This window comes from Streptomyces fuscichromogenes, assembly GCF_014645815.1.
GTDB classification, from domain to species: domain Bacteria; phylum Actinomycetota; class Actinomycetes; order Streptomycetales; family Streptomycetaceae; genus Streptomyces; species Streptomyces fuscichromogenes.
Genome location: NZ_BMML01000020.1, coordinates 178,661 through 192,336, shown reverse-complemented (window position 1 = coordinate 192,336; position 13,676 = coordinate 178,661). Strand labels below are relative to the sequence as shown.

Here is a 13,676-nt window from a genome sequence, read left to right as displayed (position 1 = left end):
CCGAAGGAGAACCATCGCGATGAGCCGCCGCGAACAACCCCGGCCGGACACCGGCGGACCGAGCCGCCGCACGGTCCTGAAGTCCGCCACCGCACTCGCCGTCGCCGCCTCGGTCACCGCCCCCCGGGTGGCCGACGCGGCACCTTCGGCCTTCACCCACCCCGGCATGCTGCACAACGCCGGAGACATCAACCGGGCCAGGGTGCGGGTCGCCGCCGGCACCGATCCCTGGCTGTCCGGCTGGAACAGGCTGACCGCCAACTCCCACTCCCAGTCGACCTGGACCGACCGGGCCACCGCCACGATCGTCCGCGGCGGCACCGGGCAGAACTACAGCCTGCTCTACGGCGACCTCGCCGCCGCCTACCAGAACGCCCTGCGCTGGCAGGTCGGCGGCACCGAGGCCAACGCCGAGTGCGCCGCGAACATCCTCAACGCCTGGTCCACGACACTGACCACGGTCACCGGCGACGCCGACCGGTTTCTCGCGGCCGGCCTCTACGGCTGGCAGTTCGCCAACGCCTGCGAGTTGCTGCGCGACTACGACGGCTTCGACCTCGCCGCCGCCCAGGAACTGCTGGCGAACGTCTTCTACCCGCTCAACAACAGCTTCCTGACCAACCACAACGACGCCTGCATCACCAACTACTGGGCCAACTGGGACCTGTGCAACATGGCCTCGGTCCTGGCCATCGGGATCCTCAACGAGGACGCCGCCAAGTACGACCAGGCCGTCACCTACTTCAAGTCGGGCGCCGGCAACGGCTCCATCGGCAACGCGGTGCCCTACCTGTACACCGACTCCGACGGCTACGCGCTGGGCCAGTGGCAGGAGTCCGGCCGCGACCAGGGCCACACCGTGATGGGCATGGGGCAGATGGGCGCGGTCTGCGAGATGGCCTGGAACCAGGGCGACGACCTGTACTCCTACGACAGCCGGCGGTTCATGAAGGCCGCCCAGTACGTCGCCAAGTACAACATCGGCGACGACGTCCCCTTCACCACCTACACCTGGGGCACCGGGCAGAGCTGCGCCCAGTCGTCCCAGACCGCGATCTCGGCCTCCTCCCGCGGCCAGATCCGCCCGGTCTGGGCGATGCTCCACTTCCACTACAACCGGCGCCTCGGCCTCGACGACAAGTACATCTCCGCCATGTACTACGACCTGGTCGCCCCCGAGGGCGGCGGAGGTGACTACGGCTCCGACAGCGGCGGCTACGACCAGCTCGGCTTCGGCACCCTGATGTACGCCAAGTAGCCGCGCGTAGCCACCCGACCGCCGTGTGTGCCGGAATACCCGGAGCGGATGTGATGCTCTTGTCGTACCGGCGTACTGGTACCCGCGGCGGGAGGAGCTGGTGGGCGGATGACGGCAGACCGGAGGGACCCGGCGGGGCCCGTGGCCGGCACCCCGTACGGGGCGGTGCGCGGCAGATGGGAGCACGGGGTCGCGGTGTTCCGGGGAATCCCCTACGCCGCCCCGCCCTTCGGGGAGCACCGGTTCCGTCCGCCCGTGCCGCCCGAGCCCTGGGACGGCGTCCGGGACGCGGGCGCCTTCGGGCCGACGGCGCCCAAACCGCCGTACTCGGAGGCGTTCGCGCAGTACCTGTCCGACCCGGTGGTCCCCGGCGACGACTGCCTCAACCTCAACGTGTGGACCCCGGAGCCGGGCCCCGGCGCCCGCCTCCCGGTCCTCGTCTGGCTGCACGGCGGCGCCCTGACCAGAGGATCCTCCGCCGTACCGGTGTACGACGGGCATGCGTTCGCCCGTGACGGGGTCGTCTTCGTGTCGGCGAACTACCGGCTGGGCGTGGAGGGCTACGGACTGTTTCCCGACACCCCTCCCAACCCCGGCCTGCGCGACCAACTCGCCGCCCTGCGCTGGGTCCACGACACCGTCGCGGCCTTCGGCGGCGACCCGGCCCGCGTCACCCTGTGCGGCCAGTCCGCGGGCGCCATCAGCGCCGGCGCCCTGCTCGCCGCACCCCAGGCCCAGGGCCTGATCCACCGGGCCGTGCTGCAGAGCGGTCCGCCCGAGGCCGCGGAACGGGACAAGGTACGGCGCATGGTCCGCCGGATGGCCAGCCGCCTCAGGATCCCCGCCACCGCCCAGGCCTTCGCCGAGGTGGACCGCGGGCTGCTGCTGCGCACCCAGGCCGAGGTGGGCCGGCTCAGCAGCCCCGTCCTCGGCGGCCCCGCCTTCGGGATCGTCGTCGACGGCGATCTCGTCCCCCGCGAGCCGCTCCAGGCCCTCCTCGACGGCGAGGCGGCCATCGGCGTCGACCTCCTGATGGGCTGGACCCGCGACGAGTACCGGCTCTGGCTGGTCCCCGGCGGCCTGGTCGACCACATCGACCGGCTCGGCCCGGTCGCCCTCGCCGGTGCCATGGCCCGCTGCCACGTCGGCCACGAGGTGCCGCGCGGCTACCGTGCCCTGCACCCCGAGGCCGGCCCCGCCGAGATCGTCGGCCAGATGGTCACCGACCACCTGCTCCGCCGCCCGCTGCGCCGGCTGGCCGAGGCCCGCCCCGGTTCCTCCTACCTCTACGAGTTCGCCTGGCCCTCCCGCCGCCCCGGCCTCGGTGCCTGCCACGCCCTGGAACTGGGCTTCGTCTTCGACACCGGGCAGACGCCCGACTCGGCCCGGCTGGCCGGCGAGGGCCCCCCGCAGGACCTCGCCGACACCCTGCACGGCGCCTGGGTCCGCTTCGTCACGACCGGCGACCCCGGCTGGCAGCCGTGGGACGACACCCGCCCGGTCCGGGTCCTCGGCGACGGCGAGCCGCGCACCGTGTCCGGCCTGCGGGACGAGGAGTTCGCCCTCTGGACCCCCGGCGGGCCGCCGCACCCCGAGCGAACGGCCGAACTGGCCCTGGCGGTACGCCGGCTGCGCCGCTCAGTGGCCGCCGTACGCCGCCACTGAGTCCCGTACGACCACATGCGTGCCGAGGAGCAGGTGCTCGTCGGCCGACTCCCCGCCGTGCCCGAGCGCGGTCCGTACGGCGAGCCGCCCCAGCTCCTCGTAGGGCACGTGCACGGTGGTCAGGGCCGGGCGCAGATCGCGGGCGAACGGTATGTCGTCGTACCCGGCCAGTGACACGTCGCCCGGCACCGCCAGGCCGGCCTCGTGCAGCGCGGTCAGCGCCCCCGCCGCCACCATGTCGGTGGCGGCGATCACCGCGCTGAACTCCAGCCCCCGGGCGAGCGCCTGCCGCATCAGCCGGTGCCCGGAGTCCCGGGTGAAGTCGCCGTGCAGCAGCAGCGCGGGGTCGGGCTCGACACCCCTGGCCCGGTGGGCGGCCAGATATCCCCGCTGCCGCCCCATCGCCGTCGTGTGGTCCGGCTTCCCGCCGAGGAACAGCACCCGCCGGTGCCCCTGTGCGAGGACGTGGGCGACCAGGGCGTAGGCGCCGCCCTCGTTGTCGTACTCGATGACGGTCACCGGCGCGCCGGGCCCGAGCGGCGGCCGCCCGCACAGCACGAGCCGCGACCCGGCAGCGGCGAGCGAGTCGGCGACCCGGCGGGTCCGCTCCCGGTACTCGGGCGTGTCCGCCGCGCCGCCGACCAGAATCACGGCGGCGGCCCGCTGGGCGCGCATCATCTCGATGAACTCCAGCTCCCGCCGCACATCGCCGTCGGTGCTGCACACCAGCGACAGATGCCCGAGCCGCGCCGCCTCCCGCTCCACGCCGTACGCCATGTGTGCGAAGGACGGCCCGGTGATGTCCTCCAGCACGAAGGCGAGCGTGGGCGTACCTGCCCCGGCGACGGCCCTGGCCCGGGCGTCGGCGACGTAGTCCAGCTCGCGGACGGCCCGCAGGACGCGGGTACGGGTGGCCGCGCTGACGGGGTACTCACCGCCGAGCACTCGGGACACGGTGGACGCGGACACTCCGGCGCGCGCGGCGACATCGCGAACGGTGCTCCGCCCGCCCGCCCCGCTCTTCCTGGTCAACCCCACCCCCACCAACCGGTTCCCACGGGGACCTTAGCGCCCCGTCACAGCGCCCCGAAAGGGGCGCGGGGAACTGCGCGACCAGCCCCCACCGGGCCCGCGGCCGCCCACCGTCCGAACCCCGACGGCGAACCTCCCCAGCGCCCCGGCGCTCCTCAGACCACCCGGGCGATCCCGGCGATCGCCTCCGGCCCCACCCGGCAGCACCCCCCGATCAACCGGGCCCCCGCCTCCCGCCACCCCTCCACCTGCTCGGCGGCGAACGTCGACCGACCCGTCCACGCCCGCGCCCCCGCGTCCCACACCTCTCCGCTGTTGGGATAGACGACCACCGGCTTCCCTGTCACCCGCGCCGCCACCTCCACCGCCCGGTCCACATCCTCCGGCGCACAGCAGTTCACCCCGACCGCGATCACCTCGTCCGCGTCGGCCGCCGACGCGAACGCCTCCTCCAGCGGCTGCCCCGCCCGCGTCCGCCCGCCCGCCACGCTGTACGACAGCCAGGCCGGCACGCCCAGCCCCCGCACCGCCCGCAGCAGCGCCGCCGCCTCGTCCGCGTCCGGCACGGTCTCCAGGGCCAGCACGTCCGGCCCCGCCCCGGCCAGCACCTCCAGCCGCGGCCGGTGGAACCGCTCCAGCTCGTCGACGCTCAGCCCGTACCGCCCCCGGTACTCGGAGCCGTCCGCGAGCATCGCCCCGTAGGGCCCGACCGAGGCGGCGACCCACAACGGCCGTACGATCCCCTCCGCCCGAGCCCGCCGTACCGCGTCGCGCCCCAGCTCCACGCTCAGCGCGAGCAGCCGCGCGGCCTCCTCGTGCGAGATCCCGCGCTTGCCGAAGCCCTCGAACGTGGCCTGGTAGCTGGCGGTGATCGCGACATCGGCGCCCGCCCGGAAGTACGCGAGGTGCGCGTCGCTGATCGCGTCGGGCCGGTCGGCCAGCAGCCGCGCCGACCACAGCTCGTCGCTCAGGTCGTGCCCGGCGGACGCCAGCTGGTTGGACATGCCGCCGTCGAGCACGACCGTCCCGGTGGCGAGGGCGTCGGCGAGGCTGGGGGAGTTGTCGCTGGTCATACCCCCGACGCTAGTCGACCGGGCACCGGAACCGCCATGACGGCCGTCGCACCGGCCGGGCCCGACGTCACTCGAAGGCCGGGCGGTCCGGCAGACCGAGAACGGCGGCCCGGCGGCCCGGTCCACCCGCGCGCACCCGTGGCGGCCGGTCAGGCGGAGTGCCGTCCGCTCCGCCGCCGCAGGCCGTTGCGCTGGGTACGCAGGCCCGCCGGGACCATCAGGCCGCCGAGGAGTCCGAGGGCGAGGGCGTAGGGCCACCAGCCGAAGGCCTGCCTGGAGTCGGCGGCGCTGTCGGTGGTCACCGTCGGGGCCGCGGTGGGTGCGCTGCCGGCCCTGCCGGTGGTGTCGGCGCTGGTCGAGGCGGGCTTCGCCGCGGCTTCGAGCACCACGTCGTTGCCGTCGCCTCCCCGGTAGGTGATCCGGTAGACCCTGTCGGCCAGTTCGACCGCGGTGCCTTCGGCGAGGCCGTCGAAGGCACCGGTGGTCGGGGTCCTGCCGGTGTGGTCGATCACCGTGATGCGGCGGGCCGGGGCGGTGCCCGCGGCGGACAGGTCGAGGGCACCGGCCAGGGCGACGCGGCCCGTCACCTTCAACGGCGCCTTCCGCAGAACGAGTTCGCCGCGCCTGTGCTGAACGTAGTCCCCCTTCACCGTCAGCCCGCTCGTCACCAGGCTGTCGTTGGTGACCGACCCCAGGACGGTGCCCGTCCCGGAGAGCGTGGTCAGCACCCGCAGGCCCGCGGCGCCCGGGTCCAGCCGGGCCCGTGCCGAGGTGAGCCGGACGGCCTCGCTGTGTGCCAGCGTCGCCCCGGAGCGCAGGGCGAGCGTGCCCTGGCCGACGGTGGTCGTCCCCGTGTAGGTCACCGCGCTGCCGGTGAGTGTGGTGGTGGCCGTCCCCGACTGCACGAGGGACCCGGAGCCGCTCATGTGGGCCAGGCTGACCGGGGTGGTGGTGTTCTGGACGACCAGGGTGCCGTCGTCGTCGACGCGCCGGCGTGCGGTGCCGGTCAGGAGCGAGCCGTCGCCGCCCTTCGATCCCGAACCCAGGCGCAGCACCGCGCCGTTGCGGATCGTCGTCGAGCCGTCGTAGTCCTGGGCGGCGGCGAAGGTCACGTCGTTCCCGCGGGTGCCCGCGATCACGATGTCCCCGGCGCCGGGGGCGGCCAGCGTGTCGTGGTAGCGGCCGCCGCCGATCGGGGCGCCCAGGGTCACCGGGCCGTCGTAGTCGAAGGTGAGCTTCGAGCGCCGGCCGCTCGCCTCGTGCAGGTTGACGTAGACGGTGTCCTTGGTCCCCGGCATGAAGATGCGGTGGGTCGTCCCGTCGCCCCAGTGCACGTCGGCGCCCTCGATGTTGGTGCCCCTCTTGTTCGACTGGTGGGCGATCGGCTTCCAGTTGAGCGACGGGTCGGTGTCGCCGCCCCGGTCGCTGTAGCTGTACTGGCCGGTGAGGACCACCTTGCTGCCCGGCCGCGAGTGGACGTTGACGTCACTGCCGTACGCGCGCTGGTAGAAGTCCTGGCGCAGGGTGATCGTCTGCTGGAGCGGGGTGTCGATGATCCAGGAGCCCTGGTTGAGGATCGCGCGGGCGCTGGGCAGCGCCACCGGGTACTCGGGGCGGCCGACCGCCATCCCGGTGCCGTTGTCGATGACCCCGGAGAAGGGGTGGGTGCCCGCCAGGTCCAGCGTGCCCCACATGTTGCGGGGCTGGGTCACCAGGCCCGAGCCGCTGATGGTGCCGATGTTGAAGGTGCGGGTCAGGGACAGCCGCAGGGTGCCGTCGACCCGGATGTTGAGCTGGTTCAGCTGGTAACCGGGCGTGTTGTACGGGAAGTGGCCGATCAGGCCGGTGCCGCCGCCCGTGCCGTACTGAAGGGTGGTACCGCGCTCGACCGTGATCGCGGGTGGGTCGGGGTGGGCGACCGTCGTGTACGGGTGGTTGCCGCCCTGGGTGCGCACCACCTGCCGCTGCCGGGACTTCGGCAGCGTGAAGTCGCTGTCCCTGGTGAGGACCAGGGTGCCGCCGCCGCGCACGGTGAGCGTGCCCTCGCCGTGCAGGACGCCGTCGTACGTCGTCGTCCCGGCCGGCACGGTGACGACCGTGTCGCCGGTGAGGGTCACGTCCCGGTCGGCCAGTACGTCGGCGGTGACGTCCCGGGCGCCGGCGGCGAGGACGGGAGGGGCTGAGGCCAGCAGGGCGGTCAGGGCGCCGACGGCCGCTGCGGTGGTGTGGAGAAGGGTGCGCACATGATCGGAGACGGTCCGGAGGGCCGCGGATAACAGAAATCGGGCCCCGGACACCCGGCAGTCGGAAATCGCTTTCTCCCTTGTCTCGTCAGACCCGTTGACCTCCCCGTAACACGCCCTTACCTTTTCGGCGATCACAACGTTCGTGATGTCACATGCCGTTCGGGATCCCGAACGGCCGGACCGGCCCTTCCCCCCTCGAGGAGCGTGTGTGAGATGAGACGTGCGTACGCGATCCTGCTGTCCCTCTGTCTGGCGGTGATCGGCGCCCTGGCCACCGCGGGACCGGCCGCGGCCGCCTCCCAGACCATCACCAACGGCACCCAGTTCACCGACACCTCGGGGAACATCGTCCACGCCCACGGCGGCGGGGTCATCAAGGTCGGCAGCTACTACTACTGGTTCGGCGAGGACCGCAACTCCGACAACACCTTCAAGTACGTGGACGCCTACCGCTCCACCGACCTGAAGACCTGGGAGTTCCGCAACCACGTCCTCACCCAGTCCTCCGCCTCCGAACTCGGCACCGCCTACATCGAGCGCCCGAAGGTCATCTACAACGCCTCCACCGGCAAGTTCGTGATGTGGATGCACAAGGAGAACGGCGTCGACTACAGCGAGGCCAAGGCCGCGGTCGCCGTCTCCGACACCGTCGACGGGAACTACACCTATCAGGGCAGCTTCCAGCCGCTCGGCCAGTACATGTCCCGGGACATCACCACGTTCGTCGACACCGACGGCACGGCCTACATGGTCTCGGCGGCCAACGAGAACTACGACCTGCAGATCTACAAGCTCACCGCCGACTACACCGCGATCGACAGCCTGGTCGCCAACCCGTGGGCGGGCGGCCACCGCGAGGCCCCGGCCCTGTTCAAGCGCAACGGCGTCTACTTCATGCTCACTTCGGGCGCCACCGGCTGGAGCGCCAACCAGCAGGAGTACGCCACCGCGACCTCCCTCTCCGGGCCCTGGACGTCCTGGTCGACCGTCGGCGACTCCACGGCGTACAACTCCCAGACCGCCTACGTCCTCCCGGTCACCGGCACCTCGGGCACCTCGTACCTCTACATGGGCGACCGCTGGGGCAACTCCTTCGGCGGCACGGTCAACGACTCCCGGTACGTCTGGCTGCCGTTGACCTTCCCGACCACCACCTCGATGTCGATGTCCTGGTACCCGGAGGTCTCCGTCGACACGGCCGCCGGCACGGTCAGCGGCACCAGCGCCACGTACAACACCCTGATCGCCCGGCACAGCAGCAAGTGCGCCGACGTCCCCAGCCAGTCGCTCTGGGAGGCCGTCGCGATCAGCCAGTACACCTGCAACAGCGGCACCAACCAGAAGTGGTGGTTCAAGGACCTGGGCACCGGCTACTACGAACTGATGGGCCGCGGCAGCTCGCTGTGCCTCCAGGAGAACTCCAGCAGTGTCACCCAGGAGGACTGCACCGGCGGCACCACCCAGCAGTGGTCGGTCGTCACGTCCGGCTCCTACGTCAACATCAAGGCCCGTACCTCGGGCGAGTGCCTGGACGTGTCCGGCGCGTCCACCGCCAACTCGGCCGCCATCATCACCTACACCTGCAACAGCGGCACCAACCAGCAGTGGACGCGCGGGACCTGACGCCCGACCGGACCGGGCTCAGGCCAGCAGGTCGATCGCGTCGACGGAGGTGCCGGCGCTGAGGAAGGACGTCGTCCCCGAGCCGCTCGCCACGTAGATCTTCAGCGTGTTGTAGGCGCTGGTGTCCGTCAGCCAGGCGGACGCCGGAACGCTGTAGGTGAACGTGTAGTTGTTGCCCCGGTACGAGCCCACGGTCAGCGACCGGGTGCTCGGCTGGGTGGGCGGCGAGGGGACGGCGGAGGTCCAGGTGTCGTTGACGACGACCTGCGGCCGGCCGTTCGCGTAGGCCGTCGTCACGCCGATCCTGAGGGTGTGCGCGGCGGCGGCCTGGGCCGCGGTCAGCTTGAAGTACACGATGATCCCGCTGTTGACGTCCTTCCAGAGGTAGCAGGGGAAGGCCGAGGTCTCGGTGCCGCTGCCGATCACCACGTTCCCGGTCCAGGACGCGGCCCGCACGTCCGACGGATGCGCGTACGTCATCAGGTCGGCGTTCTTGAACCCGCCGGGTGTGCCGTCCCAGTTGTTGATCCGCCAGATCGCGGACGCGTTGCTGGGATCGTTGGAGGACGGGACCGCGATGGTGTTGAGCGTGCTGGTCGCACCGGCGGAGACGCTCACCGAGGTGGTGTAGACGGCCAGTTCGCCCTTGAAGACGGTCAGGGTGTACGTCCCGGGCAGCACCCCCGCGATCGAGAAGTACCCGTCCGAGGAACGCGCCGAACCCCAGTACTGGGCGGCCGAGTTGGCGAGCCCCACGGTGTACGCGTACGCCGTGTCCCGCCCGGTGATGCCGACGCCGGCCACCCGCCCGCGCCCGCTCGCCGCCACGTACCCGGAGATGCCGAGCGAGTCGGCCCAGGACGTGGTGAGGGTGCCGGCGTACAGCGACGAGGAGGGCGCTCCGCCGTCCGTGAGGGCGATGACGTACGGGCCCTGGAGGCCGTAGCGCTCCGACTCGGTCTGGTTCTCGCCGTAGTACAGGATCTCGTACAGGCCGCCGCCGTCGGCGCTCTGGTGGCGCAGCAGCGAGCGGTAGAACGGGCCGCCGGAGGCCTTCTCGTGGTTGCTGCGGACGATCCACAGGCCGACGCTGCCGGTGGTCCAGCCGATGTAGTCGTAGTCCATCACCCGCAGCTTCGAGTAGTGCTTGGCGCGGGTCTGGCCGTCGGACTTCTCGAAGACGTCCGCGGACTCGATCACGGTGGGCGCGTAGGTGTAGGAGTCCGGCTCGTCGTTGAGGAAGAGACCGGCCTTGACGCGCACGATGTAGCGGGTGGCGGTGACGGACGAGTCGGCCTTGTTGGTCCACAGGTAGACGTTGTTCTCGCCGCTGCGGGCCGCGTAGTAGTGCCTCAGCGTGCCGTACGCGACCGAGACCAGGATCGTGGTGCCGGACTGGGCGATGGTCACCGTGGAGGTGCCGAGGCCGGACTCGACGTGCGAGTTCTTGCCGCCGTAGCCCTGGTACTCGGTGCCCTTGTAGACCAGTGAGGTGAGGTCGCCGTTGGTCTTGCTGACCTTGAAGACCAGGCTGGCGCCGGTGTCCACGACGTAGTTGGAGCCGTCGTCCGACCAGCCGAAGCTCGCCGCCGAGGCGGTGGTGGCCAGTGGGCCGGTGAGGGCGGCGGTACCGGCGGCGGCCGCGCCGGCGAGGACGAAGGTGCGGCGTCCGAGCGGTCTCCCGGTGGATCCGGACATGGGGGTGCCTCCTTCGGTGGGGCGGGGGTGCGGGTGTCTGTGAGAGTGACAGTTGAATCGATTTCGCGAAAGGGCTTTCACTCTCCTGGAGTTGGCAATCTCGTGAAAACGGTCCAAGGTCTAGAAAGCGCTTGTGGATGGCGATACGGTCCCCGCCAGACCCTGTCACCGCGACGGAGGAGTCCCGGGTGAGACGTTTCAACGGTGTGCGTGCCGCCGCGCTCGCGGCGGTCGTCCTCGGCACCTGCCTGACGGCCGTCCCCGCCGCCCAGGCGCACGACCGGCAGCCGCCCCCCGGCATCGGGAACTGCACCGCGACCGCCTGCCACTTCGACCTGCCACCGGGCGACTACGACGTGACGGTCCGGCTCGGCGGCGCCACCGCGTCCAGCACGAGCATCACCGGCGAGACCCGGCGCTCGCTCCTCCCCGAGACGGCCGTGGCCGAGGGCCGGCACGTCACCCGCGGCTTCACCGTGAACGTCCGCACCCCCGAGGGCGAGCCGACGGGTCCGGACGGAACCCCGGGGCTGGACCTCGTGGTCGGCGGCTCGGCCCCCGCACTCGCCGGCATCCGCGTCACCCCCGCCGCCCGGCACACCCGGCAGATCTTCCTGGTCGGCGACTCCACCGTCTGCGACCAGCCCGCCGACCCCTACTCCGGCTGGGGACAGCAGCTCCCGCAGTACCTGCGCAAGGGCGTCGCCGTCGCCAACTACGCCGACTCCGGCGAAAGTACGGTCACCTATCTCCAGAACCCCCAACTCTGGGGTACCGTCCAGCCGTTGATCCGTCCGGGGGACCTGGTCCTGATCCAGCTGGCGCACAACGACAAGACGACCGACGAGGCGACCTACCGCGCGAACCTGGAGACACTGGTGGCGGGCGTACGGGAGAAGGGCGGCAGGCCGGTCCTGGTCACACCGATCGTCCGGCGCTGGTTCAATGCCGACGGCACGCTGAACAACGACATCGCGCTTCTGGTCAACGGGCTCGGCGTCAATCATCCTGAGGTGATCCGCTCGGTCGCCGCCGCCGAGGACGTTCCGCTGATCGACCTCACGGCGAAGACCAAGGCGCTGGTGGAGTCCCTCGGTGTGGAGGGCTCCAAGGCGCTGTACCTGTACAACGAGAAGAAGGACAACACGCACACCTCCGTGCACGGCGCCACCGTCTACGCGGGCCTGGTGCGCGACGAACTGCTCGCCCAGCACCTGGTGCCCCGGGGCACCGTGCGGGCGGGTTGAGCCCCTGGGGCGTCCCGACCGGAACCGGGGCGCCCCAGGTTCGAACGGCACGAGCGAGAAAGAGCGTCGATGCAGCTGCCTCCCGAGGACCGCCGTCCCAGCCCGCGCACCGGATACACCCGCGCCCACTGGGAGGCCGCGGCCGACGCGCTGCTCGCCGCCGTGGAGCCGTACGCCACCCCGGACCGCGCCCTCTACCACCTCCCCGGCGACCACCAGAGCTGGTCGGGACACCTCTCCGACGGCCTGGAGGGCTACGCCCGCACCCTGCTGCTCGCCGCCTTCCGCCGTGACGAGACCGCGCTCCAGCGGTACGCGGACGGACTCGCGGCCGGTGTGTCGGGAGTCTGGCCGCGCATCGAGGACCGCGGCCAGCCACTGGTCGAGGCCGCCTCGATCGCCCTCGCCCTGCGCCTGACCCGCCCGCTGCTGTGGGACCGGCTCGACGACGCCGTACGACAGCGCGCCGCGGCCTGGCTCACCGACGCGCTCACCGCCGAACCCTGGCCCTGCAACTGGGAGTTGTTCCCGGTGACGGTCGGCGGCTTCCTGGCCGAGATCGGCCACCGGCCCGAGGCCGCGCACCAGGCGATCGACCACGGCCTCGCGCGTGTCGAGGAGTGGTACGTCGGCGACGGCTGGTACACCGACGGCGACGGCCGCAAGTTCGACTACTACAACGGCTGGGCGATGCACCTCTACCCGGTGCTGCACGCCTGGCTGGCCGGCGACGAGAAGCTGCTGGACCTGTACGGCGGCCGTCTGGAACGCCATCTCGCCGACTACGCCCGCCTGTTCGGCGGCGACGGCGCGCCCATGCACCAGGGCCGCTCTCTGACGTACCGCTTCGCGACCACGGCCCCGCTGTGGCTCGGCGCCCTCACCGGCCGCACCCCCCTGGCCCCCGGGGAGACCCGGCGGCTGGCCTCCGGCGCGCTGAAGTACTTCCTGGACCGGGGTGCGGTGGACGAACGGGGCCTGCTCACCCTCGGCTGGCACGGCCCCGACCCGGCCGTCCTCCAGGGCTACTCGGGCCCCGCCTCCCCGTACTGGGCGAGCAAGGGCTTCCTCGGCCTGCTGCTCCCGCCGGACCACGAGGTGTGGACGGCGCCGGAGGAACCGGGCCCGGCGGAACGCGCGGACGCGGTCACGCCGATCGCTGCCCCCAACTGGCTCCTCCAGTCCACGAGTTCCGACGGCGTCGTGCGCCTGCACAACCACGGCAGCGAGGACGTCCGCTACGACCCCTACTACACCCGGCTCGGCTACTCGACCGTGACCGAGCCGTCGGCGGCGTCCGACAACAGCGTGATCGTCGGCGGCGATCCGGGCCGGACGCACATCGAGCCGCTGGGGGTCGGCGAGGGGTGGGCCGCCTCGCGGCACACGGCCGGCCGCGAGGCCCGGGTGACGAGTGCCGTGCTGGTGCGCGGAGCCGTGGAGGTGCGCGCCTTCCTGGTGGCGGGGGCGGCGCCCGGGACACCGGTACGGGTGACCGGCTGGGCCGCCGGGGACGGGCTCCGGGCCGAACTGCTGCCCGCCGTGAACCTCGACGCCGAGCTGACCGGGGTCACCGGTGAGGGCGAGACCCTGTTCGTCGCGCTGGTCCGGCTCACCGGTGCCACGGACGCCGAGCCGCTGGCGGACACGGTGGCCGTACACGTCGAGGGGGAACGGGAGCTGACGGTCCGGTGGCACGACGGGCCCGGTCTGCGGGTCCGTTGGCACCTCTGCGGAGTGGACGTGGAGCCTCTCGCACAGGACTGAGCCGGCGGCCCGGGCCCGGGCATGCGCCGACGCGTCCCGGACCGCCGAGCCGACCACCGCCGCGGGC

The 13,676-nt window shown here is 72.2% G+C and carries 9 protein-coding genes; 5 read left to right on the top strand and 4 right to left on the bottom strand.

Features of this window, described 5'->3' with window-relative positions:
- The first annotated feature begins 19 nt into the window (after positions 1-19).
- Together IEZ11_RS35225 and IEZ11_RS35220 are read left to right on the top strand one after the other, a co-directional pair.
- Positions 20-1,258 (top strand): alginate lyase family protein, encoded by a 1,239-nt coding sequence (locus tag IEZ11_RS35225; RefSeq protein WP_189267030.1) that lies wholly within the window; start codon positions 20-22, stop codon positions 1,256-1,258.
- A 108-nt stretch (positions 1,259-1,366) separates the two neighbouring features.
- Complete coding sequence (locus IEZ11_RS35220; protein WP_189267029.1) at positions 1,367-2,923, top strand: carboxylesterase/lipase family protein; 1,557 nt, start codon at positions 1,367-1,369, stop codon at positions 2,921-2,923.
- Here IEZ11_RS35220 and IEZ11_RS35215 read toward each other — a convergent pair.
- The 3 genes from IEZ11_RS35215 to IEZ11_RS35205 all read right to left on the bottom strand — a co-directional run bounded on the left by IEZ11_RS35215 (position 2,897) and on the right by IEZ11_RS35205 (position 7,271).
- Positions 2,897-3,955, bottom strand: coding sequence for a LacI family DNA-binding transcriptional regulator (locus tag IEZ11_RS35215; protein WP_189267028.1), 1,059 nt, complete (start codon positions 3,953-3,955; stop codon positions 2,897-2,899). The genes IEZ11_RS35220 and IEZ11_RS35215 overlap by 27 nt on opposite strands.
- 155 nt (positions 3,956-4,110) lie before the next feature.
- Positions 4,111-5,028 (bottom strand): homocysteine S-methyltransferase, encoded by a 918-nt coding sequence (gene mmuM, locus IEZ11_RS35210; protein ID WP_189267027.1) that lies wholly within the window; start codon positions 5,026-5,028, stop codon positions 4,111-4,113.
- Between the two features lie 149 nt (positions 5,029-5,177).
- Positions 5,178-7,271, bottom strand: a complete 2,094-nt coding sequence (locus IEZ11_RS35205) for an autotransporter (RefSeq protein ID WP_189267026.1) — start codon at positions 7,269-7,271, stop codon at positions 5,178-5,180.
- A gap of 216 nt (positions 7,272-7,487) precedes the next feature.
- On the opposite strand from IEZ11_RS35205, the gene IEZ11_RS35200 reads away from it, so the two are divergent.
- Positions 7,488-8,897 (top strand): RICIN domain-containing protein, encoded by a 1,410-nt coding sequence (locus IEZ11_RS35200; protein WP_189267025.1) that lies wholly within the window; start codon positions 7,488-7,490, stop codon positions 8,895-8,897.
- Positions 8,898-8,915: 18 nt separating this feature from the next.
- Here the strand turns inward: IEZ11_RS35200 and IEZ11_RS35195 are convergent, their stop codons facing one another.
- Positions 8,916-10,595 (bottom strand): rhamnogalacturonan lyase B N-terminal domain-containing protein, encoded by a 1,680-nt coding sequence (locus IEZ11_RS35195; RefSeq protein WP_189267024.1) that lies wholly within the window; start codon positions 10,593-10,595, stop codon positions 8,916-8,918.
- A 188-nt stretch (positions 10,596-10,783) separates the two neighbouring features.
- Between IEZ11_RS35195 and IEZ11_RS35190 the strand changes: the two genes are divergently transcribed.
- Entirely contained in the window at positions 10,784-11,842 is a 1,059-nt protein-coding gene (locus IEZ11_RS35190) for a rhamnogalacturonan acetylesterase (protein WP_189267023.1), read from the top strand.
- A gap of 69 nt (positions 11,843-11,911) precedes the next feature.
- Positions 11,912-13,609: a DUF2264 domain-containing protein gene (locus IEZ11_RS35185; RefSeq protein WP_189267022.1), complete on the top strand. Its 1,698-nt coding sequence runs from the start codon at positions 11,912-11,914 to the stop codon at positions 13,607-13,609.
- Positions 13,610-13,676 lie beyond the last annotated feature (67 nt).

What these genes read in the sequence shown, in the direction of transcription:
- IEZ11_RS35195 (WP_189267024.1), bottom strand. Translation starts at nt 10,595, where the DNA reads ATGTCCGGATCCACCGGGAGACCGCTCGGACGCCGCACCTTCGTCCTC.
- mmuM (WP_189267027.1), bottom strand. Translation starts at nt 5,028, where the DNA reads ATGACCAGCGACAACTCCCCCAGCCTCGCCGACGCCCTCGCCACCGGG.
- IEZ11_RS35225 (WP_189267030.1), top strand. Translation starts at nt 20, where the DNA reads ATGAGCCGCCGCGAACAACCCCGGCCGGACACCGGCGGACCGAGCCGC.
- IEZ11_RS35185 (WP_189267022.1), top strand. Translation starts at nt 11,912, where the DNA reads ATGCAGCTGCCTCCCGAGGACCGCCGTCCCAGCCCGCGCACCGGATAC.
- IEZ11_RS35220 (WP_189267029.1), top strand. Translation starts at nt 1,367, where the DNA reads ATGACGGCAGACCGGAGGGACCCGGCGGGGCCCGTGGCCGGCACCCCG.
- IEZ11_RS35200 (WP_189267025.1), top strand. Translation starts at nt 7,488, where the DNA reads ATGAGACGTGCGTACGCGATCCTGCTGTCCCTCTGTCTGGCGGTGATC.